Below are 24675 nucleotides of genomic sequence, written 5' to 3'. Positions count from 1 at the left end.
ATGACCCTCCTCGAGCTCTTCTCGGTGCCGTTCATGCAGCGGGCGCTGATCGCGGCGTTCCTCGTCGGGATCGCGGCTCCCGCGGTCGGCACCTACATCGTGCAGCGCCGCCTCGCGCTGATGGGCGACGGCATCGGTCACGTCGCCGTCACCGGCGTCGCGATCGGCCTGTGGACCCAGACCTCACCGACCTGGACCGCGGTCGTCGTCGCCATCGCCGGGGCCGTGACCATCGAGGTCGTACGCGAGCGCGGCCACGCCGAAGGTGACGTCGCCCTGGCGATGCTCTTCTACGGCGGGCTCGCCGGCGGCGTCTTCGTCACCGGGCTGGCCGGCACCGGTGCCTCCCGGCTCCAGGAGTTCCTCTTCGGCTCGATCCTGACGATCTCGGTCGACGACCTGTTCGTGACGATGGCGCTCGCGGTCGTCCTGATCGTGATCTGCGTCGGCCTCTCGCCGCAGCTGTTCGCGGTCTCCCAGGACGCCGACTACGCCAAGGTCGCCGGGTTGCCCGTGCGGTTCTACTCGATCCTGGTCGCGGTGCTCGCCGCGCTGAGCGTCGTGATCGCGATGCGCACCGTCGGGCTGCTGCTCGTCTCCGCGCTCATGGTCGTACCGGTGGCGATCGTGCAGCAGCTGACCCGGTCGTTCCGGATGACACTGCTCGGCGCGATGGGCGCCGGGCTGGCCGCCTCGGTCGGCGGCCTGGTGCTGGCGGCCGTGCTGTCGCGCACCGGCGCCAACGTCCAGCCCGGTCCCAGCATCGTGCTGGTCGCGCTGGCCGGGTTCTTCCTGGTGTGGCCGGTCGGCGCCTGGCTGCGCCGCCGCCGGGCGCTCGTGGCTCCGTTCCCGGAGACCTCCCCCGAGGAGAAGCCGGTCGACGAGGCGCACCCGCACCATCACGGCGAGAAGTGCGGCCACGTCGCGGTCGAGCACGGCGACCACGTCGACTACATCCACGACGGGCACCGGCACGCGGCGCACGTCGGCGCGGAGGGAGAGCACTATGACGAACACTGACCCTGTGGCGACTGATCCCCCGAACACCTTGCGCCCCACCAAGCAGCGGCTCGCGGTGGCCGAGGCCCTGGAGACGTACGACGGCTTCCACTCCGCCCAGGAGATCCACTCCCGTCTCGACGGCGCCGTCGGCCTCGCCACCGTCTACCGCACCCTGACCGCGCTGGCCGAGGCCGGTGCGGTCGACGCGATGCGCTCGGAGGACGGCGAGACCATCTACCGCCGCTGCTCCGACACCCACCACCATCACCTGGTCTGCCGCGGGTGCGGCCGCACCGTCGAGGTCGAGGGCCCCGCCGTCGAGCGCTGGACCAAGACCATGGCCGAGGAGAACGGCTTCACCGAGGTCTCTCACACCCTGGAGATCTTCGGCACCTGCACCGACTGCCGCTGATCCCGCGAGTCTGTAGTTCTGGTCGCCGAGTCGGTAGTTGTGACGAACGATTCGGCACTTTCGTCACCCACAACTACCGATTCGGCCCCCTCTTCTACCGTCTCGGCTAGACGGGATTGGGGAGGGCGCCGCCGTAGCGGCGGTCCCGGGAGGCGTACGTCTCGATGGCATGCCACAGGTGGCGGCGGTCGACGTCGGGCCAGAGCACGTCGGTGAAGACGAACTCGGAGTAGGCGGCCTGCCAGAGCATGTAGTTGGACAGCCGCTGCTCGCCGGAGGTGCGCCAGATGAGGTCGGCGTCGGGGAGCTCGGGGACGTAGAGGTACTTCTCGATCGTCTTCTCGGTGATCTTGTCCGCGCGCAGGCGGCCGGCGGCGACGTCCTCCCCCATCCGGCGCATCGCGTCGGTGAGCTCGGCGCGGCCGCCGTAGTTGACGCACATCGTCAGGGTGCACACCGTGTTGTGGCGCGTCATCTCCTCGGCGATCTTGAGCTCGTTGATGACGGACTTCCACAGCCGCGGGGCGCGGCCGGCCCAGCGGACCCGGACCCCGAGCTCGTTCATCTCGTCGCGTCGGCGGCGGATGACGTCGCGGTTGAAGCCCATCAGGAACTTCACCTCGTCGGGCGAGCGCGACCAGTTCTCGGTGGAGAACGCGTAGGCCGAGATGGCCTTCACGCCGATCTCGATGGCCCCCTCGACGACGTCGAAGAGCGAGGACTCACCCTCTTCGTGGCCCCTGGTCCGGGGGAGGCCACGCTCCTTGGCCCATCGGCCGTTGCCGTCCATGATGATCGCCACGTGCTCCGGGACGAGGTCCTTGGGGACCGGGGGCGGGGTAGCCCCGGACGGGTGGGGTGTTGGGGTACGGACCGGCTTGCTCACGAGGTGCAACCCTAGTCGGGCGATACCCAGGAGGCGGCTGCGGCCCGGGCTGGGGCGGCCTGGGCGGGACCATCGGGCGCCGGGGCGCGTCGTACTCCATCTCCGCAGGGTCCCCGGCGGGGCCGGGGACCGTCAGCGCGCCGATGATCGTGGTGATCGGCATGGCGAGCACCACCCCGATGCCCGCGGCCATCGTGGAGACGATCTCACCGGCCATCTGCTCGGTGGTGAGCAGCGAGAGGAACGTGCGGTCGTAGAGCTGGATCACCAGCAGCAGGGTCAGCGCGGTGCCGACGTAGGCGAACACGATCGTGTAGATCGTCGAGGCGACGTGGTCGCGGCCGATCCGCATCGCGCCGCGGAAGATGTCCCACCTCGAGGTCGTCGGCCCCGCGGCGCGCAGCTCCCACACCGCGGACGCCTGGGTGATGGTGACGTCGTTGAGCGCACCCAGGCCGGCGATGATCACCGCGGCGACCAGGAGACTCTGCAGGTCGAGCGCGGCGTCGAGCGAGGAGAGCGTCTGACCGCTCTCCGAGCCCAGACCGCTCAGCCGGCTCCCGCCGATCGCGACGGTGCCGATCAGCGCGGTCACCGCGACCCCGGCCAGTGTGCCGGCGAGCGCCACCGACGTACGCACCGAGAGGCCGTGGGTGGTGTAGAGCACGACGTAGAGGATCAGCACCGAGGAGACCAGCGCGACCCAGGCCGCGGGCTCGCCGGAGAGCAGCGCCGGCAGCAGGAACAGCCACACCACCGCGCCCGCGAAGCCCAGGCCGAGCACGGCCATCAGCCCGCGCAGCCGGGCGACGGCGATGACGCACACGACGAAGAGACCGACGAGGAGGAGCAGCGGCGGTCCGCGCTTGACGTCGAAGAAGGCGTACGTCGCCTCCCCCTCCTTCTCCGTGCGCGAGAGCTCCACCTCGTCACCGGTCTCCAGCCCGGAGCGGGCCATCGGCGTCGATATCTCGACCGCCACCTCGGCGCCGGTGTCGGGTCCACTGGTCAGCTTCACCGAGGCCTTGTTGCAGCCCTCGGGCGTGCCTTCGGCGGTGCACGGCTCGGCGACCGCGGTCACCTCGGCCGTCTCGAAGACGACACCGTCGGCGACGAACTCCTGCGATCCCTGGAGCTTCTCGACCGCGGCCCGGTCGGGCCACCAGACGGCCACACCGACGACGGTGACCACGGCGACGAGCACCAGCGAGACGGTCAGCACCATCCGCGGCAGCGCCTCGACCTCCACCTCGGCGGCGTGCCCGCCGTGGGAGTGGCCGTGGGAGTGGGCCATCGTTTCCTCAGCTCTCGACGTATTCGAGCGAGCGCAGGTTGCGGTCCAGATGCCAGGAGAGGTACGCAGCGACCAGCCCGCTCGCCTGCCTGCTGGTCCGGTCCTCGGCGCGGCCGACGGTATCCCAGTCACCTGAGAGCAGCGCGCCGAGGTGGGTGAGCGTCTCCGGCGAGGGCGTCGCCGAGCCCGGCACCCGGCAGGTCGTGCACAGCGCGCCACCCATGGAGACGTTGAACCACCGGTGCGGACCCTCCAGCCCGCAGCGCGCGCACGCCTCGAAGCTCGGCGCGTAGCCGGCCACGGCCAGGGAGCGGAGCAGGTAGGAGTCGAGCACGTGCCGGGGCAGCCGGTCGCCCTGGGCGAGCACCCGCAACCCACCGACGAGCAGCAGGTACTGCTGCGGCGCCGGCTCGCGCTCCTCGTGCACCAGCCGGTCGGCGGTCTCGAGCATCGCGGTGCCGGCGGTGTAGCGGTCGTAGTCGAGCCCGATGCCGGCGTGGAACAGGGTCAGCGTCTCGGCCTGGGTGATCGTGTCGAGGTTGCGTCCCTCGGCGAACTGCAGATCGACGTGGGTGAACGGCTCCAGCCGCGAACCCCACCGCGAGGTGGTGCGCCGCACGCCCTTCGCCACCGCGCGCACCCGTCCGTGATGGCGGGTGAGCATGGTGATGATCCGATCGGCCTCACCGAGCTTGTGAGTGCGAAGCACGATCGCTTCGTCTCGGTAGAGCGGCATTACTCACCTCCATGCACAGATACAGATGGTGATGACCCGAACGACCCACATGACCCAGCTTGTGGGTGCGAAGCACGATGGCCTCGTCGCGGTAGAGGGGCACGGCACCATTCTGCCGCGCCGCACCGACAACCGTGGCAGCGACAGACCCACATCATGTCAACGACGCGTGTGGCTGACCGGCTCCGGTGGACACGTCTCCTATCGTGCCCACCATGAGCACCACAGGCATCGACCGCCGCCACGACGACCGCCAGCCGGGTGCCTTGCGGACGCCGCCGGTCACGGTGGTCGACTGGCTGATGCTGGCGCTCGCGATCGTCTCGGTCGCCCTGCTGGTGTGGATCACCTTCTGGGACGTACCGCAGGTCTGGGAACGCCGGGTGATCGTCGCCGACTACGTGATCTGCGGGATCTTCTTCGTCGAGTTCTGCGTCCGCTGGGCCAGGTCCGGTCTCGGCTGGAAGTTCCTGGCGCTCTACTGGTACGAGATCCTCGGCATGATCCCGCTCTCGGACCCGGCCTTCCGCGCCTTCCGGCTGCTGCGGGTGGTCGTCATCTTCCTGCGGCTGATGCGTGCGGCCGACCGTGCCTTCGGCGACCGCGTCTCGGCGTACGTGGTGGGGAGGTTCTCCGGGGCGATCGTCAACGCGATCCGCAAGCCGATCACGGTCGCGGTGCTCGACGAGGTGATCGCGGTGATCCAGACCGGCAACTACACCCGGCACATCTCCAGCGCGATCGAGGAGAACCGGGCTGAGATCGACACGCTCATCATCGACCTGATCCGCCAGGACCAGGCGACCGGAAAGCTGAGGTACCTCCCCTTCCACGACGACGTCGTCCGTCTCGTGGCCGACACGGTGCTGCGCCTGGTCGACGAGGGCCTGGCCGACCCACGGGTCCACGAGATCATCTCCGACGCGATCCGGGAGTCCGCCAAGGAGCTGCGGGAGAACATCGGCTCGGACGAGTACGCCGCGGTGAAGCGCGACCAGGAGCGGTTCGGGAAGTAGGTCTCGTTTTCTTTGCGAAACGACCCGAAATAGGTGTCACCGCAGGCCCTCCCCGCGGTTTCAGGGCATGATTCGGGCATGACTGACCGGCACGGCTCTCGGGGACGGGAGCGATGAGCGCGACCTTCCCGACGCATCTCGGGCGGCTGCAGCAGGTCCGCCACATCGGCGCCGGTGCGTTCGCCTCCGTCTGGCTCTACTACGACCCCGATCTCGACTCCCACGTCGCGGTCAAGGCGCTCTCCCCCGGCTGGGTGTCGGACCCGGAGATCCACCAGCGGTTCCTCCAGGAGGCCCGGCTGCTCCGCTCGGTCGACTCACCCCATGTCGTACGTGTCTACGACATCGGCCAGACGTCGACCGGCATCCCCTTCTTCGTGATGTCGTACGCCGACGGCGGCTCGGTCGCCGACCTGCTCAAGGGCTCTCCGGCCGGTCTGGAGGTGCGCGAGGTCGCCGACATCGTCTCGCAGGCCGCCGACGGCCTGATGGCCCTGAAGGCTCGCGGGGTGATCCACCGCGACATCAAGCCCGCCAACCTCCTGCTCACCTCCGAGACCTCCGGCGGCACCGCCGGGGCTCGCCGGGTGATGATCGCCGACCTCGGCGTCGCCCGCTCGCTCGACTCGCTCAACGAGGTCACCCGCGACATCGGCACCCCGTCCTACATGGCGCCCGAGCAGCTCGACCCCGACCTGCCGATCGACCACCGGGCCGACGTACGCGCCCTCGGCGCGGTCGCCTGGGCCCTGCTCGCCGGCCGCTCCCCCGCGCCCGCGCTCGGTCTCACCTCCCGGGTGCCGGAGGCGGGAACCGTACGTCCCCTCCCGGCCTCGATCAGCCAGGCCATCGCCCGGGCGCTGGAGCCGCGGGCCGAGGACCGCTGGCCCGATGCCCGCTCCTTCGGCGACGCCCTTCGCGCCGCCGCCCAGGGCGCTGGTGTCACCGGCGCGCCGCGGGCTCGTGCCGCAGCTCAGCCTCCGCCGCCCAGCTCTCCGTGGCAGAAGTCGGCGGCTCACGTGCCGCCCGTCGGCCCGCCCAGCGGTCCGCCACCCAGCGGGCCGCCCAGCGGGCCACCCACCGGATCACCGTTCGACCAGCCGACCACCGTTCCGACGAGCCCCGGGTCCCAGCAGCGGCCGAAGAGACGTACCGGCCTGCTCGTCGGCGGCGCGATCGCCGCGGTCGTGGTCATCGGCCTGATCGGCGGCCTCATCTATCTCGTGAGCACCGGCGGCAGCGACATCCCCGAGGCCGGCCAGTGCCGTGACCTGGACTTCGACGAGGGCAACACCTTCGTGGACGAGACCGCTCCGGTCGACTGCGCCGACCCGCACACCCTCTACACCTTCCACGTCGCCACCGACGTCAAGGACTACAACGACAACGAGGCCGCCGGCGCCGCCTGCTACAGCCGCATCGAGACCGGTCTCGGGCTTCGCCCCGAGATGATGGCCCGCACGGCCTACCTGGTGAACTGGTACTGGCCCAAGGAGTCGACCTGGAACGACGGCGACCGCTACGTCAGGTGCGACATCGTCGTGACGGTCCTGAAGGCCCCGCTGATCGACCTGCCCGAGGACCCGATCCCGGCCCCGGCGGACCTGCGCGCATGCATCGACAGCACCGTCGACAAGATCGTCCGCTGCGGGACCACCCACGACTACGTCGTCGTCGACACCTTCGAGATGACCGGCGACAGCTACCCCGACCAGGCCGAGACCAACGTCCAGGGTCTGGCGGGCTGCCCGTCGGACGCGACCATGTTCAGGCCGCCGTTCGAGTCGGCCTGGAACTCCGGCAGCCGGATCGGCCTCTGCGCGAAGTACGACGTCGGCTCCTAGAGATCCCTGGGAGACCGTCAGGAGATCAGTGGCGCGAGCCGCCGGACGGCCTCCCGGAGGCGGTCTGGGGTCGTCGCCGCATAGCCGATCACCAGTCCCGGCGACCCCTCCCCCTGACGGTGCCGGGACAGCGGATGGACCGCGATACCGGCCGTGAGCGCGGCCTCGGCGACCGCCGCGTCGTCGACACCGTCGGGAAGGGTCGCCAGTACGTGCAGCCCGGCCGCGACGCCCCCGACCCGAACCGTCGGCAGATGCTCGGCGAGCGCCTCGAGCAGGGCGTCGCGCCTGACCTTGTGTCGCTGCCGCACCAGCCTCAGGTGCCGCTCGAAGGCACCCGAGGTGAGCATCCGCGCCAAGGTGATCTGGGGCAGCGCCGGGCTGGCCAGGTCGAGCCAGTAGCGGGACTCGACCAGCTCCTCGTGCATGCCGGGTGGCGCGATCAGCCAGCCGATCCGCATCGCCGGCGCCAGCGTCTTGGACACGCTGCCGAGATGGACGACCCGGTCGGGAGCGAGCACCTTCACCGCCGAGACCGGCGGCCGGTCGTAGCGGTGCTCCGCGTCGTAGTCGTCCTCGATCACCAGCCGCTCCGGCGCCGCCCGGACCCATTCGACCAGCTCCCGCCGCCGCTGCGGGGAGAGCACGACACCGGTCGGGAACTGGTGGGCGGGCGTGACGACCACAGCATCGGCTTCGCCGGCGTCGAGCGCCGCCACGTCCAGGCCGTCGTCGTCCACCGGCACCGGCACCGTCGTCATCCCCCACCGCTGCAGGTGCACCCGGCCGCCGTAGGACCCCGGCTCCTCGAAGCCGATCCTGGTCCGGCCGCGCTCCTCCAGCCAGCGCGCCATCAGCACGAGACCCTGGGCGACACCGTTGACCACCAGGATCTCGTCGGGCGAGACGGTGATGCCACGCGTACGCCCCAGCCAGACCGCGAGCGCCTCCCGGAGCGCCGGCACGCCGCGCGGATCGCCATAGCCGAGCTCGGCGCTGCCGACCTCGGCGAGCACCTCCCGCGAAGCCTTCGCCCAGGCGGCCCGTGGGAAGGCGGACAGGTCCGGAACTCCCGGGGAGAGGTCCAGCTCGGGCGTCGGCAGGCGCGTGGCGGCACCGAGGCGGCGTACGGCTCCCGGGACCGCGCTCACCCGCGTGCCGCCGCCGCTGCGGGCCGAGAGCAGTCCCTCGTCGGTGAGCCGCTGGTACGCCTCGACGACGACCCCGCGCGAGACGCCGAGCTGCGTGGCGAGGGTGCGCGATGCCGGAACCCGGGCGCCGACCGCGAGCCGGCCGTCGGCCACCGCGTCGCGCAGGGCGCCGGTGAGCCAGGCCGCCAGCCCACCCGGCGGCACCCCGGCCGGATCGAGCTGGAGGAAGTCCGCGCCGGTCACTTGGTCCACTCTGCCATGTCGATCTTGGATCTGTCTGCCAGACCAAGTCAGGGGCGAACCTCGTAGTCATGACCACCGATGCCCTCCCGCGTCCTGAGACCCCCGACATCCCCGCCACCGACCCCGGCGGAGCATCACCCCACCGCGGTGCCCTGCTCGGCATCGCGTTCGCCGCGGCCGGCATGGTCTGCGTGGGCAGCAGCGTCGCGGTCTCGGCGGCGATCACCGATGCCCCGCTCTTCACCCTCCAGTCCGTCCGCTACGCCCTCGCCGCCGTGCTCCTGCTCGTGGTCGCGCGCGTCACCGGCTGGCGGGTGCCGCGTCCACGTGGCCGCGAGTGGCTCTGGCTGGCCGGGGTGGCGACCGTGGGGCTGGTGCTCTTCAACGTCGGGGTCGTCCGGGGCGTCGCCCATGCCGAACCGGCGGTGATCGGGGTGGCCGTCGCCGCGGTCCCGATGCTGCTGGCGGTCGTCCCGGCGATCGCCGCCCGCACCGTCCCGGCGCGGGCGGTGATCATCGGGGCGATGATCGTGACGACGGGAGCGATCCTGGTCCAGGGATTCGGACGGACCGATGCGGTCGGCATCGGCTACGCGCTCCTCGTGCTCGTCTGCGAGGCGGGCTTCACGCTGCTGGCGGTGCCGGTCCTCGCGCGGCTGGGCGCCTTCGGCGTCTCGTTCCACTCGGTGTGGATGGCGGCCGCCGGCATGGCCGTCGTCGGGGTCGCGACGGAGGGGCCGGCCGCCGTCACCACGCTCGACGCCGTCGACCTGCTCGCGGCGCTCCATCTGGCCGTGGTCGTCACCACGCTCGCGTTCCTGCTCTGGTTCACCGCGGTCGGACGCCTCGGTGCCGGGCGCGCCGGCCTGCTGACCGGTGTCGTGCCGGTGGCGGCGGCCGGCCTCGGCGTACCTCTCAACGGGATCGTGCCCGGTCCGATGGTCTGGCTGGGCACGGCCGTCGTCGCGCTGGGCCTGGTGATCGGCCTGCGCGGCGGCGCCGCTGCGGGTGACCCCGCAGCGGCGCCCGGCGTCAGCGCTGCGGGATCGTGATCGCCTGGGCGCGGTTGGCCGCACAGACGACGGCCCGCAGGGAGGCGGTGACGATGTTCTCGTGGATGCCGATGCCCCACACGATCTCGCCGGCGATCTCACACTCGACGTACGCAGCCGCGGCCGCGTCGCCACCGGCTGAGAGAGCGTGCTCGGCGTAGTCGAGGACCCGGATCTCGGCCCCGGCCTCCTTGAGCGCGTCGACGAAGGCGGCCACCGGGCCGTTGCCGACACCCTTGTAGGTGCGCTCCTCGCCGCGTACGCGGAGGGTGACCTGCTGCTCGTCGCCGCCCTCGGCGTCGGTCACCGAGGACCAGCTCTCCAGGGCGTACGGCTCCTCGCGCTCGAGGTACTCCGCCGAGAAGATCGACCAGATCTCCTCGGGGCTGACCTCGCCGCCCTCGGTGTCGGTGTGCTGCTGGACCACGCGCGAGAACTCGATCTGCGCGCGACGCGGCAGGTCCAGGGAGTGCTCGGTCTTGAGCAGGTAGGCGACGCCGCCCTTGCCGGACTGGCTGTTGACCCGGATGACGGCCTCGTAGGTGCGGCCGACGTCCTTGGGGTCGATGGGCAGGTAGGGCGCCTCCCACGGGATCTCGCTGGTCGCCTTGCCGGCCTCGGCGGCGATCCGGTCGAGGTCCTCCAGGCCCTTCTTGATGGCGTCCTGGTGGGAGCCGGAGAAGGCGGTGTAGACCAGGTCGCCGGCGTAGGGGTGGCGCGGGTGGACGTTGATGTTGGTGACGTACTCGACGGTGCGGCGGATCTCGTCGATGCCGCCGCCGACGGTGAAGTCGATCTGCGGGTCGATGCCCTGGGAGAAGAGGTTCATGCCCAGGGTGACCAGGTCGACGTTGCCGGTGCGCTCGCCGTGCCCGAACAGGCAGCCCTCGACGCGGTCGGCGCCGGCCATCAGGCCCAGCTCGGTGGCCGCGACCGCGGTGCCGCGGTCGTTGTGCGGGTGCAGCGAGATGGCGGAGTGCTCGCGGCGGGTCAGGCCGCGGCCGAAGTACTCGATCTGGTCGGCGTAGGTGTTCGGGGTGGACATCTCCACCGTGGCGGGCAGGTTGAGGATGATCTCCCGGCCGGCCTCCGGCTGCCACACGTCGCTCACCCGCTCGCAGACCTCCAGCGCGTAGTCGGTGTCGGTCTGGGTGAAGATCTCCGGGCTGTACTGGTAGCCGAAGTCCTCGGTGCCGATCAGCTCGGGGACGTGCTCCTCGGCGTACTTCATCACCATCTCGGTGCCGCGCACCGCGATCCCGATGCACTCGGCCGGGGTCACGTTGAACACGACCCGGCGGAACAGCTCGGCGGTGGCGTTGTAGAGGTGGATCGTGGCGCGCGGGGCGCCGGCGATCGACTCGGCGGTGCGCGCGATGAGATCCTCGCGCGCCTGGGTCAGGACCGAGATCTGTACGTCATCGGGGATCCGGTCCTCCTCGATCAGCTTGCGCACGAAGTCGAAGTCGGTCTGGCTCGCGCTCGGGAAGCCGACCTCGATCTCCTTGTAGCCCATCGCGACCAGCAGCTCGAACATCCGCAGCTTGCGGGCCGGCGTCATCGGGTCGATCAGGGCCTGGTTGCCGTCACGCAGGTCGGTGGAGAGCCAGCGCGGAGCCTTGGTGATCTTCTTGGCCGGCCAGGTGCGGTCGGGTACGTCGACCGGCACGAACGCACGGTAGCGCTCGAACGGCATCCCCGACGGCTTCTGCTGATTGCGGGAGTTGCTCAGGTTGGTCATGCGGATTCCTCATCAGGTGGGAGCGAGTGCCGGCGCACGTCGAACCTCCGCAGCGAGGGAGTCCGGCTTCTCAGACCCCGCTGCGGCAGCTAAGGAGGAGGCTGCGCATCATGACTCGGTAACAATAACAGAACAGAACTGGCAGACTGGCACCGAACCACTGACACCGACGTGATGGCGAAGAGAGGAACGGGCGTGGCCCAACTGGAAGAGCTCACGGTCGAGGAGTCCTGGCGGCTCGCGACGGACACCCAGATCTCCCGGATCGGCTGGAACGGGCCACGCGGCCCGGTGGTGCTGCCCGTGAACCACGTGGTGCACGAGAAGTCGGTCTGGATCCGCACCTCGGCCCACTCCTCGATGGCCGAGCAGGTCGACGAGAGTGCGGTCGCCCTGCTGGTCGACGACCTCGACCCGGACACCCACGTGGGCTGGTCGGTGCAGTTCAAGGGCCGCGCGGAGATCCTCTACCGCGAGGACCAGATCCCCGACGTCGTCAAGAACCTCCACGCCTGGCCCGCCGGACCTCGTCCGTTGTGGGTGCGGCTGCACCCCAAGGAGGTCACCGGCCGCCGTCTGGCTGCCGGCTGATGCCGCGCCTGCTCGTCGTCCACCACTCCCCCACCCGGTCGCTGCAGCGGCTCACCGACGCGGTGGTCTCCGGCGCCAACGATCCCGAGATCGAGGGCGTCGAGGTCGTCGTACGTCCTGCGCTGGAGGCGACGGCCGAGGACGTCCTGGCCGCCGACGGCTACGTGCTCGGCACGAGCGCCAACTTCGGCTACATGTCGGGTGCCCTCAAGCACTTCTTCGACTCGACCTTCCTGGCCGTCGGTGGCGCGCTCGATCCCTCCGGTGCAGCCGGGGAGTCCGCCGGAGAGACCGCGAAGCGGCCCTACGGCCTCTACGTCCACGGCCGCTACGACACCACCGGCGCGATCCGCTCGGTGCAGTCCATCGTCGGCGCGCTCGGCTGGGCCCAGTCCTTCGACATCCTCGACGTCCTGGGAGACGTCGAGGACGCGCATGTCGAGGCGGCGTACGAGCTCGGAGCGACGCTGGCCGCCGTCCTGGACTGAATCTCTCCTTTCGGCCCGCTCATGGGTTCGCAAGTAGAGTCGATCCCCGTGATCGGCCATACCCCCAGACGTACGACCTCCTTGTCCTTCGTCATCGTGGTGCTCGCCGCCCTCGCGCTCAGCGGGTGCGGCGGGGATCGAGCGGCCGCCAAGGGCGAGGACCCGAAGCAGGTGGACTCGACGGCGCTGCCCGAGGTCGGCAAGTGCCGCAACCTCTCCCACGAGGACGTCGCCGAGGCCTACAACTTCGACAAGTACGTGGCCTGCGACGAGCCGCACAACGCCGAGACCTTCGGCGCCGGACCGCTCCCGGACGAGTTCAAGGACGCCGAGTACGGTGACGAGAAGGTCAACGAGTGGGCCTTCAGCCAGTGCCGCAAGCTGCTGGAGAAGTACGTCGGCACCAACCAGAGCGTGCTGATGCGCTCGATGCTCTCCCACGTCTACTTCGGCCCCTCGGAGAAGGCCTGGGAGGAGGGCGCGCGCTGGATCCGCTGCGACGTGGTCGGCGGCGGACAGCAGGGCGCCGAGTACGTCGACCTGCCGACCACCACTCGCAACCTCCTCAAGGTCAAGAACATCGAGGACATCGAGGACCGTTGGATGGTGTGCGCGCAGGGTAAGTCGGTCACCTCCGCGAAGGTGCCCTGCTCCGACCCGCACCAGATGCGAGCGGTGACGACCATCAAGCTGGGCGAGGACAAGACCCCGTTCCTGGGTGTGGCGGAGTCCAAGAAGAAGGCCGCGCAGTACTGCAAGGGCTCGGTCCAGGCCTGGTTGGGTTACCCGGAAAGCTTCGACTACGGGTACACATGGTTCGGAGAGAAGGAGTGGAAGGCCGGCAACCGCTGGGCCGTCTGCTGGGCGGTGACAGAGGAGTGAGCATGCGACACAAGCTTTGGGGGGCTCTCGTCGTCGTCGGAGCCATGGCTCTGGCCGGATGTGGCGGAGACGAGCCGGAGGCCGCGCCATCGGCACCCTCGGCCCCGCCGTCCCCGTCCGCATCTGCTGCGCCGTCCCCCAAGGAGGGCGCCTGCTACAATCTCAGCTACGAGGAGGCGCTGGCCCCGACCGCCGGTGGCACCGCGGTGTCCTGCAAGGGCAAGCACACCACCCAGACCTACGCCGTGGGCCGGCTGAAGAACGTCGTCGACGGCCACCTGGTCGCGGTGGACTCGGAGCAGGTCGCGGCCCAGGTCGCGGAGGCGTGCCCCAACAAGGTCACCAAGTACCTCGGTGGCAACGCCGACGACCTGCGTCTCTCGATGCTGCGCCCGGTCTGGTTCACGCCGACGATCAAGGAGTCCGAGGCGGGCGCCAACTGGTTCCGCTGCGACGTCATCGGCATCGCCGGCCCGAAGGCCCTGATGACGCTCAAGGGCAACATGAAGGGCGTCCTGGGCGACTCCGACACCGCCGAGCCGTTCCGGATGTGCGGCACCGCCTCGCCGAAGTCCGACTCCTTCAAGCGCGTCCCGTGCTCCCTCAAGCACACCTGGCGCGCGCTGTCGGTCATCGACCTCGGCTCCGGCAAGTACCCCGGCGAGTCGAAGGTCAACAGCGCCGGCGCCGAGGACTGCAAGGCCGCTGCCGCCGAGGTCGCCGACGACCCGCTCAAGTACGAGTGGTCCTGGGAGTTCCCCAGCGCCGAGCAGTGGCAGGGCGGGCAGTCGTACGGGATCTGTTGGGCGCCTAGCTGATCAGGCCGTTGGGATACCCGGTCAACCGGGTATTCCTGCACTTCTCAGGCATTGCAACACCCGAGAAGTGCAGGAAACACCTGAGCGCTGTGACAGGTGAGGCCCCTGGGAGCTAGAACCCCAGCTTGCGCAGCTGACGCGGGTCGCGCTGCCAGTCCTTGGCGATCTTGACGTGCAGGTCGAGGTAGACCGGCATCCCGAGCAGCTCCTTGATCTGCAGGCGGGCGCGCTGGCCGACGTCCTTGAGCCGGGAGCCCTTGTGGCCGATCACGATGCCCTTCTGGGAGTCGCGCTCGACGTAGAGAAAGGCGTGGATGTCCATCAGCGGCTTGTTCTCAGGACGGTCCTCGCGCAGGCGCATCTCCTCGACGACGACGGCGATGGAGTGCGGGAGCTCGTCGCGTACGCCCTCGAGGGCTGCCTCGCGGATGAGCTCGGCGACGATGATCTCCTCGGGAGAGTCGGTGAGCTCGCCGTCGGGGTAGAGCGGCGGTCCCTCGGGGAGCAGCTTGATGAGCAGCTCGGCGAGGAGATCGACCTGGTCGCCGCCGACGCTGGAGACCGGCACGATCTCGGCCCACTCGATGCCCAGCTCCTGGCCCAGCGCCTGAATCGACATCAGGTGCTCGCCGATCTGCTCGGGGGTGGCGAGGTCGGTCTTGGTGGCGACCGCGACCCGCTTGATGCCCTTCTTGAGCTTGTTGGCGTTCTCGGCGATCCGGCGGTCACCGGGGCCGATCTTCTCGTTGCACGGGAAGCAGATCGCGACCACGTCGACCTCGGTCCAGGTCGCCTCGACCAGGTCGTTGAGCCGCTCGCCGAGCAGCGTACGCGGCCGGTGGATGCCGGGGGTGTCGACCAGGATCAGCTGGCCGTCGGGGCGGTGGACGATGCCCTTGACCACGGTGCGGGTCGTCTGCGGCTTGTCGGAGGTGATCGCCACCTTGGTGCCGACCAGTGCGTTGGTCAGGGTCGACTTGCCCGCGTTGGGACGTCCGACGAACGACACGAAGCCGCTCCGGAAAGCTGGCTCGGTCACTGCTGCTCCTGTTGCTCGTCGTATCGCTGCCAGATCTGCTCGTCGGTGAGCCCCTGGGCCTTGCCCTCGCGCCACACCGGTCCGGGATCGACCGCTCGCGGCTGCCGCTTCACGCCGCCTCCGCGCCAGTAGCCCATCACGTCGTAGGCGTGCGAGTCGAGCTTGCGCTCCCGCATCAGATGCTTGCGGATCGCCCGCATCTGGCTCGACTCACCCGCCATCCAGAAGTAGCCGTCGCCGGCCGGCCACTCGATCTTCTCCACGGCCGCGGCCAGGTCGGAGGAGGTCTCCGAGGGCGGCGCCGACCAGGTGACCTCGGCGGAGTCGGGGAGGTAGCCGGGCAGGTCGTCGGGCACCTCGGCCCAGATCCGCGTCGGCAGCGTGGTGGTCTCGGCGATCCGCGCCATCGCCGGCATCGCGGTCAGGTCGCCGACCAGCAGCAGCCATTCGGCGGCCTCCGGCGCGGCGTAGGACCCCTTGGGCTCGGTGATGGTGACGGTCTGTCCCACCGGGTCGAGACGGGTGGCCCACTCGGTCACCAGACCGACGTCGTGGACGACGACGTCGAGGGTCAGCTCGCCCTCCTGCCACGACCGCACCGTGTAGTAGCGCGACTGGAACTGTCCCGGCACGATCAGTCCGACCCACTCGTCCGGGATCCCGGTGGACTCGAACCCGGCCAACCCGGGACCGCCGAGCACCAGGCGTACGAGGTGGGGCGTGATCTGCTCGCGCCGCAGCACCTCCGCGGCGTACTGCTGGGCCTTGACACTCATCACCTCAAGGTTATCCGCGCGGGGCGCCCCCGCCCGCATCAGCGCACTGTCGAATAGGGCGTGACTCGTTCGTGGAGCAGGTGAATAGTCCTGTCCAGTCGAAGGAGACAGCTCATGGAGACCTACAACCTTGCCGAGATGTACGACGCAGCGCCGATGTCCTGGGAGGAGGTGACCAGGCGGCTGGAGGCCGGGTTCAACCAGGGTCCCGGGTCCCAGGAGGGCGAGCCGGGGCGCTACACGACCTGGGTCAGCACCATCAACGCCGACGGTGGCCCGCACGTGAACGCCGTCGGCGCGATCTGGTTCGACGGCTCCTTCCACCTCGTCACCGGACCGAGGACGCGGCGCGGCCGCAACCTGGCTCGCGACCCGCGCGGTGCCATCTCGCTCTCGGTGCGCGAGTTCGACCTGGTGGTCGAGGGCCACGCCATCCGCGTGCTGGGCGAGGAGCTCGCCCGGGTGGCGAAGCGCTACCACGACCACGAGGGCTGGCCGGCCGAGGTCGACGAGTCCGGGGAGGCCCTGACCGCGCCCTTCAACGCGCAGAGCGCCGGCGCCGCGCCGTGGCACGTGCACCGGCTCGAGGCGACCTCGGCGCACGCGGTCCAGTGTGTGGAGCCGTACGGCGCGACCCGGTGGAGGTTCTGACATGGTCGACCTCTTCGCGGGCATCCCGGTGACCAGCATCGCTGCCGCCGTGCCCTGGTACGAGAAGCTGCTCGACGAGGTCGCGTTCCGGCCGAACGAGGTCGAGGCCGTCTTCGAGGCGGCCGAGCACCGCTACGTCTACGTCGAGCAGAAGCCCGAGATCGCCGGCCACGGCTTCGTCACCCTCTTCGTCGACGACCTCGACGCCCGCCTCACCGCGATCGCCGACCGCGGGCTGCGCCCGGAGTCGGAGGAGACGTACGAGAACGGGGTGCGCAAGACCATCTTCCGCGACCCCGACGGCAACGAGATCGGCATCGGCGGCGGCCCCGCGGTCGCCTGAGATGCCGCGGCGGAGCCGGCGGGAGCGACTCACCGCTCCCGCCCGCTCGGCTCGTCAGAAGGTGTGCCGCAGCGGGTAGCCGGAGGCCCCGTCGACGGTCTTGGTGGCGAGCACGTGGTGGAGCTGGATGTTGTTGCGCTCGAAGCCGATCCGGGAACCGGCCATGTAGATCCCCCAGACCTTCGCGGTGCCGAGGCCGACCTCGTCGACGCAGGCGTCCCAGTTGTCGCGGAGGTTGTCGTTCCACGCGGTGAGCGTCTTGGCGTAGTGGACCCGGATGTTCTCGTGGTGCTGCACCTCGAGGCCGGTGTTCTCGATCGCGGAGACGATCGTCCCCGAGCCGATCAGCTCGCCGTCGGGGAAGACGTAGCGGTCGATGAACGCCCCCGCGTTCGCCTTCGAGACGTTGTCCGGACGGGTGATGCAGTGGTTGAGCAGCCGGCCCCCGTCGCGCAGCTTGCCCTTGATGAATCCGAAGTAGGACGGGTAGTTGGCCACGCCGATGTGCTCGGTGAGCCCGATGGAGCTGACCGCGTCGAAGTCCCCCTCGACCACGTCGCGGTAGTCGGAGTAGCGCACCTCGGCGACGTCGTCGAGGCCGTCGGCCTTGATCGCCTGCTGGGCCCAGTTGGCCTGCTCGCGCGACAGGGTGACGCCGAGCGCCTTCACCCCGTAGTGCTTGGCGGCGTGGCGCACCATCCCACCCCAGCCGCAGCCGATGTCGAGCAGCCGCATCCCGGGCTCGAGTCCGAGCTTGCGGCAGATCAGGTCGTACTTGGCCGCCTGCGCCTCCTCGAGGGTGGCGTCGTCGGTCGGATAGAGAGCGCAGGTGTAGGTCATCGACGGGCCGAGGACGTACTCGTAGAAGGTGTTGGAGACGTCGTAGTGGTGGTGGATCGCGTCGGCATCACGCTCCGGCGAGTGCCGCGTCCACGGCAGCGCGCTGAGCGCGCGACCGGAGAGGTGGCGTACGTTCTCGGCCCGCTGCCGCCACGCGGGCAGGTGCTCCTGCGGTGGCGGCTTCGGCGGGACGAAGTTCGTCACGCCGAGGGCGCGGACCAGGTCGATCGTCTCGCGAGGGCTGGGCCGCTTGAAGTCGGTCTTGTCCAGGATCAGGTCCAGGAGCGGGTAGGGGTCGCCCGGATGGATGCCGTGGAGGGCCATGTCGCCGCTGACGTAGGCGCGGGCCAGGCCGAGGTCGCCCGGCGCGGTCAGCAGGAACGCGAGCCCACGTGGGTTGAGGATCTCCATGCCGAACTCGGAGTCCCTGTCGCCGGCCACGCTGCCGTCGTACGCGGTGAGCTTGATCGGCAGCCCACCGTCGAAGAGTTCGTTGATGGTCTCTGCAATGTCGTTCACAGTCTCTTCACCGCCTTGCTGTACAGATCGGTCAACCGGTTGCCAGGGTCATACCTCGCCTTCACGGCCGCGAGGTTGTCCCCGTCGTAGAGAGCGTCGAAGACATCCTTGTCATAGAACGCCTCGGAGTAGAGCGATTTATGCCCGCCGAGCTCGTGCACCTGCGTCTCGATCGCCCGGTTCTTGGGAGCGTTGACGGCGCTGGGGCCGACGTGGACCGTGCCCCAGAAACCGACGTTGACGTACGTCCGGCCCGCCTCGAGCGGGTAGGTCGGCCATTTCCCGCCCGTGCTCGTCCCCGTGGAGACCAACGGGCACAGCCACACCGGCCGCATCCCGATCTCGGCGTCGAACCACTCCAGGAAGGCGGGCAGGTTCTCGACCGGGACCTCGATGTCCTGGATCACCCGCTCCCGCAGCAGCCGTCCGGCGCGCGCGTCGAGCTTGTCGGCGATGCCGAACTTCCGGTCCAGGCCGACCAGCTTCATGTAGACGTCGGAGCGGCGCAGCCGGCGGGGCCACACGCGGCGCAGGTACTTGTTCTGCGCGCCGAAGGCGCCCGAGCACCAGAACCAGTCGGTGTCCCAGCGCCACAGGTAGTCATAGGTGGTCAGGAGGTCGGTGTCTCGCTGCTGGATCGACCGGTAGTAGATCTGCTGGCCGCCGTAGTCGCTGGGCGTCTGCGTCGCACTCTCGGTCCAGGTCGCGAGGGTCAGGTAGTACTCCCCCGGCTCGAAGGCGACACCGTCGAGCCCGTCGACCCGCTCGCCCTCGTACGTCCTGGTCTCGGTGATCTGCGCGATGGTCTTCGTCAGCAGGCCGAGGTCGTCGAAACGTACGTGCCGCAGCGCGACGTATCCCGGCACCTTCTCCAGCTTGATCTTGAGCCGGGTGGCGTAGCCGAGGGAGCCGTAGGAGTTGGGGAAGGTGTCGAAGAGGTCCTCACCGGGACGGGTGGTGACGATCTCCCCCGAGCCGGTGAGGATGTCCATCTCCAGCACCGACTCGTGGGGCATCCCGTTGCGGAAGCTCGTCGACTCGATGCCCATGCCCGTCACCGCGCCGCCCAGCGTGATCGTGCGCAGCTGCGGGACTACGTAGGGGATCATCCCGTGCGCCAGGGTGGCGTCGACGAGGCCCTCGTAGGTGCACATGCCCTGTACGTCGGCGGTGCCCGCCGCGGCGTCGACCTCGATCACGCCGCTCAGGCCGGAGACGTCGAGGCCCGGGGCGCTGGACGCGGCCCGGGCCCGGAAGAGGTTGGTGGTGCGCTTCGACAGCCTGACCGGAGCCCCCTCCGGAATCGCTGCGTAGGAGGTCGTCAGCCGCTCGACGGCTTCGTTGTGTCGTTCCCAGCCAGTCTCACCCGTCACTCGACGCACTTTACTCCCGCGTTCGGATCTCGGGTTTCGATTTCTCGGTTAGTTCGCTTACAGTCGCCAAGCGTCGACTGCTCCCGTCGACTCCCCCATCTCGCGCACCCTGGAGGGTCCCATGTCCAGTGCTGCCCACCGTGACGCTGTGGCAACGCTCGCCGAGAAGGCAACCCCCTACTTCACCGAGAACCAGGTCAAGTGGCGCAACAAGTCCGTGTCCCAGGCACGGCTCGCGCTGGCGATCGACCAGATCGTGGTGCACATGCGCGAGAAGGGCGTCGACATGGCCACGATGAACGGCCTCACCGCCTACCGTGACGAGGACGGGATCCACGTCACGATCGAGCTCGGCACCCTCCCGCTCCTCGCCGAGTCCGGCGGGGCCGGCGGAACGGGCGGGCACCGAGCCGCTCGCTAGGACCTATCGACCGATCGCCGCGGCGACGACGGCTCCGGCCGCGTCCATGCCGCTCTGGTTAGGGTGGTACGGCGCCGCAGCGCTGGTGGGGATGAGGCCCTCGACCCACTTGCTCGCGTAGGGGGCGCAGACGCCGCGGCCGGTGCTCGGCGTGGCGATGTCGATGTAGGTCGCCCCGCTCTCCGCAGCGGCCCGCCGGATCATCGCGTTGGTCCGGTCGAAGACGGACTGCAGCCACTGGGCGTCGACGGTCCAGATCGGGTCGGTCGGATAGCAGCCGGTCGCGTCCCAGTAGCGCAGGTAGCCGACCAGGTGGACGGTGGCCCCGGGCGCCCTGGTGTGGATCCGGTTGACGGCATCGACGATCTTCGGCTGGACGGCCGCGAGCTGGGCGTCGGTGGTGTCCCCGCCTGCCGTCATCCACGACTTGCACGAGACGCCGAACGGCTCGGGCAGCGGCTGGGTGCAGCCGACCACGGTGCCGCCCATGTTGATGTCGTTGGCGCCGATCGCCAGCGTGACGATGTCGGTGTCGGCGGTGACCGCGTCGAGCTGCGGCGCGATGTAGCCGAACCGCCGCCCGGTCAGGTCGGCGGTCGTCGCACCCGAGCAGGTCACGTCGGTGAGCTGTGCGCCGAGGGCCCGGGCGGCGACGGTCGGCCAGTTCGAGGCCGAGCGCAGGCAGTCCAGGCTGTTCTGGGTCCCCACCAGCGGGCCCGCGGCCGAGGAGTCACCGAGGGCGACCATCTTCACCGAACCGGCCGCCGAGGCCGGCGCCGCTCCGCCCGGCCCGATCGCCAGGGCGACCGTCGCCGCAACCGTTCCCAGCAGGGCCGCACCACGCCGTACGTACCGTCTCATGTCTTCCTCCCAGATCGTCGTTGCGGCCGAAGAGCCGTCCTCACGATGCTGGGGCACGATGCCGGTTCTCGGAGATGGGACCGGAGCCAGAGTTTCTCGACGGGGTCTGTGACAGATCACAGCCAGGAGGCCGAGCGCGGTGGGCGTCTGCCACGATGACCTTGTGACAGGTCCCAGCAGCTGGCTCATCGGTGGCCACGAGGTCACCCAGATCCTCTCGACCCGGATCCCCGAGCTGACCGACGAGGTGCTCCGTGTGCTCATGGCGGAGCTGCCCGTCTATGCCCGTCTGCCCACGGACCTGCTCCAAGGAGACGTACGCCGGGTCGTGGTGCGTGCCATCCGGCTCTTCGTGGCGGCGCTCGACACCGGCGGACGGCCTGACGACGCGGCGCTGGCGGACCTGGCCGAGTCGGCCGCACGCCGTGCCGAGGAGGGCGTCCCGTTCGAGATGGTGATCGCCGCCTACCACCGCGGAGTGCAGGTCTGCGCGGACACGGCGCTCTCCGGGGCGCGACCCGAGGAGGTAGAGGCGGTGCACGCCGTGCTGCGCACCGCGATGAGCTTCCTCGAGCACATCGCGGTCGCGGTGGCGGCCGGGTACGCCCAGCACACCAGGACCGCGCTGGCCGAGCAGGCGGCCTCACGGACGCTCCTGGTCAACACCCTGGTGGAGGGTGGGGACATCCACGAGGCAGCCGGACGTGCCGGGATGACGCTGCCCGCCTCCTACCTGGTCGCCACCTTGGCGGCCGGCCCCCATCCCGACGAGTCCGACCCCGGCATCGACCCGCTCGTGGCCGCTCGCTGGAAGCTGCGGCGCATCCACGAGGAGCTGAGCAGGCACTACCGGGAGACGGTGCTCTGGATCCCGGCCACCGACGGTGGTCAGGCTCTGGTCCCGCTCTCGGCGGCCGCCGACGAGAGCTCCTCGACGGACATCGTGCGCCTGGAGCGGATCCTGGCCGACGTACGCCGCGTCGCGGGGGCGGACATCCACGTCGGCGTCACCGTCGCGACACCGTCCGAGGTCCCGGAGGCGGCACGTCTCTCGCGCGAGGTCCTCGAGGTCGCGCTGCGGCTGGGCAAGCCGCCTGGCCTCTACCGGCTGGTCGATGTGGTGCTCGAGCACCAGCTGTCCCGGGCCGGCGCCGGCCGGGACCTGCTCGAGACGTTGCTCGACCCTCTCGACGGCCACGACGACCTCGGCGAGACCTTGCAGATCTTCCTGACGAGCGGGCTCAACCGCCGCCGGACCGCCTCGGCGCTGCACGTCCATCCCAACACCGTCGACAACCGGATCCGGCGGGTGACCGAGCTGACCGGCCTGGACGCGACCCGCGCCGAGGACCTGCCGCTGCTGCACGCAGCCCTCACCGCGCGCCGCACCGGCTCGGGCCTATGACCGCGCGGAGGTGACCAGCGTGCCGCGCGGGTCGCCGAGGAGGACCGGGACGTCCTCACCGGCGAACTCCTTCACGGCCGCCAGGTCGTTCGCGGCCGGCGCCTCGGCCTCGCCGAGCACGACGACGGCCTCGAGGCCCTTGGAGCCGGAGGCCACCGCCATCGCCACGCACACGCCGATCGCGGAGACCTGGAGCGAGGGCAGGTCCACGGTGGCGGCGGCGTAGGTGCGGCCGTCGAGGTCGCGTACGGCTGCTCCTTCGGCCGCGCCGGTGCGGGCACGCGTCGCGCGGGCCAGGGTCACCAGCTTGCGGTCCTCCGCCGACAGCTCACTCTGCTCAGGCATGGGCCTCTTTCGTCCTGTCCGTCTTCACCCGGTCCGCCTTGGACCGGTCCGTCCTGGACCGCTCCGGCTTCGCGCGGTCCGTCTTCTCGCGCTGCTCGTCCTCGTCGTCGGCCTCGGGCTCGTCCGGGACGACGGCGCTGATGCGTACGGTACCGATCCGGTTGCGCCGGCCGGCAGCCTCCTCGGCCACGAAGCGGAGTCCGTGCGCCTCGACCTCGGTGCCGGGGATCGGCACGAGCCCGAGATGCTTGGCCATCAGGCCGCGCACGGAGTCGACGTCGTCCTCCTCGACGGGGAACCCGATGAGCTCCTCGAGGTCGCTGACCAGGAAGCGGGAGGGCACCCGCCAGGAGCCGTCGCCGAGGTGGAGGGGCTCGCGGTCCTCGATGTCGTACTCGTCGGTGATCTCGCCGACGATCTCCTCCAGGATGTCCTCGATGGTGATCAGGCCGGCGGTGCCGCCGTACTCGTCGACGACGACCGCGATGTGCTGCCGGTGCTGCTGCATCTCGGCGAGCAGCTCGTCGACCGGCTTGGAGTCGGGCACCCAGGTCGGCTGCCGCATCAGCGACTCGACCCGCTGCGTGGTCTCCACCTCGGGCGCCTCGAAGTCCCGGGCGACGACGTCCTTGAGATAGACCATCCCGATGATGTCGTCGAGGCTCTCGTCGATCACCGGTATCCGGGAGTAGCCCGAGCGCAGGAAGAGCGACAGCGCCTGGCGCAGGGTCTTGCGGCGCTCCAGGAAGACGATGTCGCCGCGGGGCACCATCACCTCGCGGGCACGGGTGTCGCCGAGCTCGAAGACCGAGTGGATCATCCGGCGCTCGTCGGCCTCGATCAGGTCGCTGGCCTCGGCGATGTCGACCAGCTCGCGCAGCTCGGTCTCCGTCGAGAACGGACCCTTGCGGAAGCCCTTGCCGGGGGTGAGGGCGTTACCGAGCATGATCAGCAGGCTCGGGATCGGGCCGAGGACGGTGGCGATGACGCCGATCGGGCCGGCGACCGCCAGCGCGATGCCCTCGTGGTGCTGGCGTCCGAGCGTACGCGGCCCGACGCCGATGACGACGAAGGAGACCACGGTCATCGTCGCGGTCGTGGTGAGCACCGTCGGCCACCAGCGGCCCTGGTAGAGGTCGTAGGCCCACAGCGCGGCCAGCACGGTGGCACCGATCTCGCACAGCAGCCGCAGCAGCAGCACCGTGTTGAGGTAGCGGGCGGGGTCGCCGACCACCGCCACCAGGCGCTTCGCGCCGGCGCGGCCCTCGGAGACGAGCTCGGCGGCCCGGGCGCGGGAGAAGGCGCTGAGCGCCGCGTCGGCGGCGGAGAAGAGGCCGGCGATCAGGACCAGAACTGCGGCTGCGATCAGCAGCCTCGCATCGTCCATGGGTGTTGGTTCGTGCTCCTACTCGGGTGCTGTGGCCGTCGAGCCCCAGGCCTTGAGCAGCTTGGCCTGCAGCCCGAACATCTCGGCGTGCTCGTCGGGGTCGACATGGTCGTAACCGAGCAGGTGGAGGATGCCGTGGGTGGTCAGCAGCTCGATCTCCGCCACGGTGCCGTGGCCGGCTGCCTCGCCCTGCTTGGCCGCGATCGTCGGGGCGATGATGATATCGCCCAGGTCGCCCTCCTCCGGCTCCTCGTCGAGACGGCCCGGAAGGAGCTCGTCACCGGGGAAGGAGAGCACGTCGGTCGGTCCCTCGGTGTCGAAGTAGCGCTCGTTGAGCTCGGTGATCGTGGCCTCGTCGCCGAACTTGATCCGGAGGTCGGCCTGCGGGTGCACCCGCAGCTGCTCGAGCAGGAACCGGGCGAGCTTGGCGACGTGCTCGACGTCGATCTCCTGCTCGGACTCGTTGATGATCTCGGTGCTCATGCCGCCGCCTCCGTAGCGCAAGCGCCATCATACGGACGCGGCGGCCTGAGTCCTGTGGTCGCTCGCTGCCGCTCGC

The 24675-nt window shown here is 70.1% G+C and carries 25 protein-coding genes and 1 pseudogene; 13 read left to right on the top strand and 13 right to left on the bottom strand.

All coding sequences use genetic code 11. The features are described from left to right. Together OG984_RS28940 and OG984_RS28935 are read left to right on the top strand one after the other, a co-directional pair. Complete coding sequence (locus tag OG984_RS28940; protein WP_328529537.1) at positions 1-1020, top strand: metal ABC transporter permease; 1020 nt, start codon at positions 1-3, stop codon at positions 1018-1020. Next, the gene (locus OG984_RS28935) at positions 1007-1414 is read left to right on the top strand and encodes a Fur family transcriptional regulator (RefSeq protein ID WP_328529536.1); all 408 of its coding nucleotides are present in this window, start codon (positions 1007-1009) and stop codon (positions 1412-1414) included. Before OG984_RS28940 ends, OG984_RS28935 begins: the two co-directional genes overlap by 14 nt. A gap of 106 nt (positions 1415-1520) precedes the next feature. Here the strand turns inward: OG984_RS28935 and OG984_RS28930 are convergent, their stop codons facing one another. The 3 genes and pseudogenes from OG984_RS28930 to recO form a co-directional block, all read right to left on the bottom strand. Continuing rightward, a complete protein-coding gene (locus OG984_RS28930) occupies positions 1521-2309 on the bottom strand; it encodes an isoprenyl transferase (protein WP_328529535.1) in 789 nt (262 codons plus the stop codon). Positions 2310-2448: 139 nt separating this feature from the next. Next, positions 2449-3258: pseudogene (locus OG984_RS28925) on the bottom strand (YibE/F family protein); the annotation flags it as partial. A 343-nt stretch (positions 3259-3601) separates the two neighbouring features. Continuing rightward, complete coding sequence (gene recO, locus OG984_RS28920) at positions 3602-4330, bottom strand: DNA repair protein RecO (protein ID WP_328529534.1); 729 nt, start codon at positions 4328-4330, stop codon at positions 3602-3604. 215 nt (positions 4331-4545) lie between these two features. On the opposite strand from recO, the gene OG984_RS28915 reads away from it, so the two are divergent. Together OG984_RS28915 and OG984_RS28910 are read left to right on the top strand one after the other, a co-directional pair. After that, positions 4546-5346, top strand: coding sequence for an ion transporter (locus tag OG984_RS28915; protein WP_328529533.1), 801 nt, complete (start codon positions 4546-4548; stop codon positions 5344-5346). A 113-nt stretch (positions 5347-5459) separates the two neighbouring features. Further along, on the top strand, positions 5460-7190 hold the full coding sequence (locus tag OG984_RS28910; RefSeq protein WP_328529532.1) for a serine/threonine-protein kinase: 1731 nt from the start codon (positions 5460-5462) through the stop codon (positions 7188-7190). Positions 7191-7207: 17 nt separating this feature from the next. Here the strand turns inward: OG984_RS28910 and pdxR are convergent, their stop codons facing one another. Continuing rightward, positions 7208-8584, bottom strand: coding sequence for a MocR-like pyridoxine biosynthesis transcription factor PdxR (pdxR, locus tag OG984_RS28905; RefSeq protein WP_328529531.1), 1377 nt, complete (start codon positions 8582-8584; stop codon positions 7208-7210). Between the two features lie 68 nt (positions 8585-8652). On the opposite strand from pdxR, the gene OG984_RS28900 reads away from it, so the two are divergent. Continuing rightward, the gene (locus OG984_RS28900) at positions 8653-9636 is read left to right on the top strand and encodes a DMT family transporter (protein WP_328529530.1); all 984 of its coding nucleotides are present in this window, start codon (positions 8653-8655) and stop codon (positions 9634-9636) included. On the opposite strand, the gene leuA is transcribed toward OG984_RS28900, so the two are convergent. Then, positions 9617-11377: a 2-isopropylmalate synthase gene (gene leuA, locus OG984_RS28895; protein ID WP_328529529.1), complete on the bottom strand. Its 1761-nt coding sequence runs from the start codon at positions 11375-11377 to the stop codon at positions 9617-9619. The genes OG984_RS28900 and leuA overlap by 20 nt on opposite strands. A gap of 195 nt (positions 11378-11572) precedes the next feature. Here leuA and OG984_RS28890 point away from each other — a divergent pair, with 195 nt between their 5' ends. From OG984_RS28890 to OG984_RS28875, 4 genes are read left to right on the top strand one after another with little or no spacing between them, the layout of a single operon-like run. Continuing rightward, positions 11573-11968, top strand: a complete 396-nt coding sequence (locus OG984_RS28890; protein ID WP_328529528.1) for a pyridoxamine 5'-phosphate oxidase family protein — start codon at positions 11573-11575, stop codon at positions 11966-11968. After that, entirely contained in the window at positions 11968-12456 is a 489-nt protein-coding gene (locus OG984_RS28885) for a flavodoxin family protein (protein ID WP_328529527.1), read from the top strand. Before OG984_RS28890 ends, OG984_RS28885 begins: the two co-directional genes overlap by 1 nt. 48 nt (positions 12457-12504) lie before the next feature. Continuing rightward, the gene (locus OG984_RS28880) at positions 12505-13338 is read left to right on the top strand and encodes a septum formation family protein (RefSeq protein ID WP_328529526.1); all 834 of its coding nucleotides are present in this window, start codon (positions 12505-12507) and stop codon (positions 13336-13338) included. A 2-nt stretch (positions 13339-13340) separates the two neighbouring features. Next, positions 13341-14156: a septum formation family protein gene (locus OG984_RS28875; RefSeq protein WP_328529525.1), complete on the top strand. Its 816-nt coding sequence runs from the start codon at positions 13341-13343 to the stop codon at positions 14154-14156. A 112-nt stretch (positions 14157-14268) separates the two neighbouring features. On the opposite strand, the gene era is transcribed toward OG984_RS28875, so the two are convergent. Next, the gene (gene era, locus OG984_RS28870) at positions 14269-15195 is read right to left on the bottom strand and encodes a GTPase Era (RefSeq protein ID WP_328529524.1); all 927 of its coding nucleotides are present in this window, start codon (positions 15193-15195) and stop codon (positions 14269-14271) included. Continuing rightward, positions 15192-15971, bottom strand: coding sequence for a siderophore-interacting protein (locus OG984_RS28865; RefSeq protein WP_328529523.1), 780 nt, complete (start codon positions 15969-15971; stop codon positions 15192-15194). The genes era and OG984_RS28865 overlap by 4 nt, the downstream gene beginning before the upstream one ends. 114 nt (positions 15972-16085) lie before the next feature. Here OG984_RS28865 and OG984_RS28860 point away from each other — a divergent pair, with 114 nt between their 5' ends. Both OG984_RS28860 and OG984_RS28855 read left to right on the top strand, forming a co-directional pair. Further along, positions 16086-16622, top strand: a complete 537-nt coding sequence (locus OG984_RS28860; RefSeq protein WP_328529522.1) for a pyridoxamine 5'-phosphate oxidase family protein — start codon at positions 16086-16088, stop codon at positions 16620-16622. Between the two features lies 1 nt (position 16623). Continuing rightward, the gene (locus tag OG984_RS28855) at positions 16624-16965 is read left to right on the top strand and encodes a VOC family protein (RefSeq protein ID WP_328529521.1); all 342 of its coding nucleotides are present in this window, start codon (positions 16624-16626) and stop codon (positions 16963-16965) included. A 54-nt stretch (positions 16966-17019) separates the two neighbouring features. On the opposite strand, the gene OG984_RS28850 is transcribed toward OG984_RS28855, so the two are convergent. Both OG984_RS28850 and OG984_RS28845 read right to left on the bottom strand, forming a co-directional pair. Next, the gene (locus OG984_RS28850; protein ID WP_328529520.1) at positions 17020-18324 is read right to left on the bottom strand and encodes a class I SAM-dependent methyltransferase; all 1305 of its coding nucleotides are present in this window, start codon (positions 18322-18324) and stop codon (positions 17020-17022) included. Beyond that, positions 18321-19697, bottom strand: coding sequence for an FAD-binding oxidoreductase (locus OG984_RS28845; protein WP_328529519.1), 1377 nt, complete (start codon positions 19695-19697; stop codon positions 18321-18323). The genes OG984_RS28850 and OG984_RS28845 overlap by 4 nt, the downstream gene beginning before the upstream one ends. 121 nt (positions 19698-19818) lie before the next feature. On the opposite strand from OG984_RS28845, the gene OG984_RS28840 reads away from it, so the two are divergent. Next, positions 19819-20118, top strand: coding sequence for a hypothetical protein (locus tag OG984_RS28840; protein WP_328529518.1), 300 nt, complete (start codon positions 19819-19821; stop codon positions 20116-20118). A 3-nt stretch (positions 20119-20121) separates the two neighbouring features. Here the strand turns inward: OG984_RS28840 and OG984_RS28835 are convergent, their stop codons facing one another. Further along, positions 20122-20979, bottom strand: coding sequence for an SGNH/GDSL hydrolase family protein (locus tag OG984_RS28835; protein WP_328529517.1), 858 nt, complete (start codon positions 20977-20979; stop codon positions 20122-20124). Positions 20980-21142: 163 nt separating this feature from the next. Here OG984_RS28835 and OG984_RS28830 point away from each other — a divergent pair, with 163 nt between their 5' ends. Further along, positions 21143-22384: a PucR family transcriptional regulator gene (locus OG984_RS28830; RefSeq protein WP_328529516.1), complete on the top strand. Its 1242-nt coding sequence runs from the start codon at positions 21143-21145 to the stop codon at positions 22382-22384. Here OG984_RS28830 and OG984_RS28825 read toward each other — a convergent pair. Genes OG984_RS28825 through ybeY form a run of 3 tightly spaced genes read right to left on the bottom strand, consistent with a single transcriptional unit; the run spans position 22379 to position 24599 of the window. Next, positions 22379-22729, bottom strand: a complete 351-nt coding sequence (locus OG984_RS28825; RefSeq protein WP_328529515.1) for a cytidine deaminase — start codon at positions 22727-22729, stop codon at positions 22379-22381. The two genes, OG984_RS28830 and OG984_RS28825, sit on opposite strands and share 6 nt — an antisense overlap. Continuing rightward, complete coding sequence (locus tag OG984_RS28820) at positions 22722-24116, bottom strand: hemolysin family protein (protein ID WP_328529514.1); 1395 nt, start codon at positions 24114-24116, stop codon at positions 22722-22724. The genes OG984_RS28825 and OG984_RS28820 overlap by 8 nt, the downstream gene beginning before the upstream one ends. Positions 24117-24134: 18 nt before the next feature. Then, positions 24135-24599, bottom strand: a complete 465-nt coding sequence (ybeY, locus tag OG984_RS28815; protein WP_328529513.1) for an rRNA maturation RNase YbeY — start codon at positions 24597-24599, stop codon at positions 24135-24137. Between the last annotated feature and the right edge of the window lie 76 nt (positions 24600-24675).

It is taken from the genome of Nocardioides sp. NBC_00368, assembly GCF_036090055.1.
In the GTDB taxonomy this organism is placed as follows: domain Bacteria; phylum Actinomycetota; class Actinomycetes; order Propionibacteriales; family Nocardioidaceae; genus Nocardioides.
The sequence above is the reverse complement of the archived record's forward strand: the minus strand, read 5'-3'. Positions and strand labels throughout refer to the sequence as shown.

Coding starts and splice junctions, on each gene's coding strand:
- OG984_RS28940 (WP_328529537.1), top strand. CDS start 1: ATGACCCTCCTCGAGCTCTTCTCGGTGCCGTTCATGCAGCGGGCGCTG.
- OG984_RS28935 (WP_328529536.1), top strand. CDS start 1,007: ATGACGAACACTGACCCTGTGGCGACTGATCCCCCGAACACCTTGCGC.
- recO (WP_328529534.1), bottom strand. CDS start 4,330: ATGCCGCTCTACCGAGACGAAGCGATCGTGCTTCGCACTCACAAGCTC.
- OG984_RS28915 (WP_328529533.1), top strand. CDS start 4,546: ATGAGCACCACAGGCATCGACCGCCGCCACGACGACCGCCAGCCGGGT.
- OG984_RS28910 (WP_328529532.1), top strand. CDS start 5,460: ATGAGCGCGACCTTCCCGACGCATCTCGGGCGGCTGCAGCAGGTCCGC.
- OG984_RS28900 (WP_328529530.1), top strand. CDS start 8,653: ATGACCACCGATGCCCTCCCGCGTCCTGAGACCCCCGACATCCCCGCC.
- leuA (WP_328529529.1), bottom strand. CDS start 11,377: ATGACCAACCTGAGCAACTCCCGCAATCAGCAGAAGCCGTCGGGGATG.
- OG984_RS28885 (WP_328529527.1), top strand. CDS start 11,968: ATGCCGCGCCTGCTCGTCGTCCACCACTCCCCCACCCGGTCGCTGCAG.
- OG984_RS28875 (WP_328529525.1), top strand. CDS start 13,341: ATGCGACACAAGCTTTGGGGGGCTCTCGTCGTCGTCGGAGCCATGGCT.
- OG984_RS28865 (WP_328529523.1), bottom strand. CDS start 15,971: ATGAGTGTCAAGGCCCAGCAGTACGCCGCGGAGGTGCTGCGGCGCGAG.
- OG984_RS28860 (WP_328529522.1), top strand. CDS start 16,086: ATGGAGACCTACAACCTTGCCGAGATGTACGACGCAGCGCCGATGTCC.
- OG984_RS28855 (WP_328529521.1), top strand. CDS start 16,624: ATGGTCGACCTCTTCGCGGGCATCCCGGTGACCAGCATCGCTGCCGCC.
- OG984_RS28840 (WP_328529518.1), top strand. CDS start 19,819: ATGTCCAGTGCTGCCCACCGTGACGCTGTGGCAACGCTCGCCGAGAAG.
- OG984_RS28835 (WP_328529517.1), bottom strand. CDS start 20,979: ATGAGACGGTACGTACGGCGTGGTGCGGCCCTGCTGGGAACGGTTGCG.
- OG984_RS28825 (WP_328529515.1), bottom strand. CDS start 22,729: ATGCCTGAGCAGAGTGAGCTGTCGGCGGAGGACCGCAAGCTGGTGACC.
- OG984_RS28820 (WP_328529514.1), bottom strand. CDS start 24,116: ATGGACGATGCGAGGCTGCTGATCGCAGCCGCAGTTCTGGTCCTGATC.
- ybeY (WP_328529513.1), bottom strand. CDS start 24,599: ATGAGCACCGAGATCATCAACGAGTCCGAGCAGGAGATCGACGTCGAG.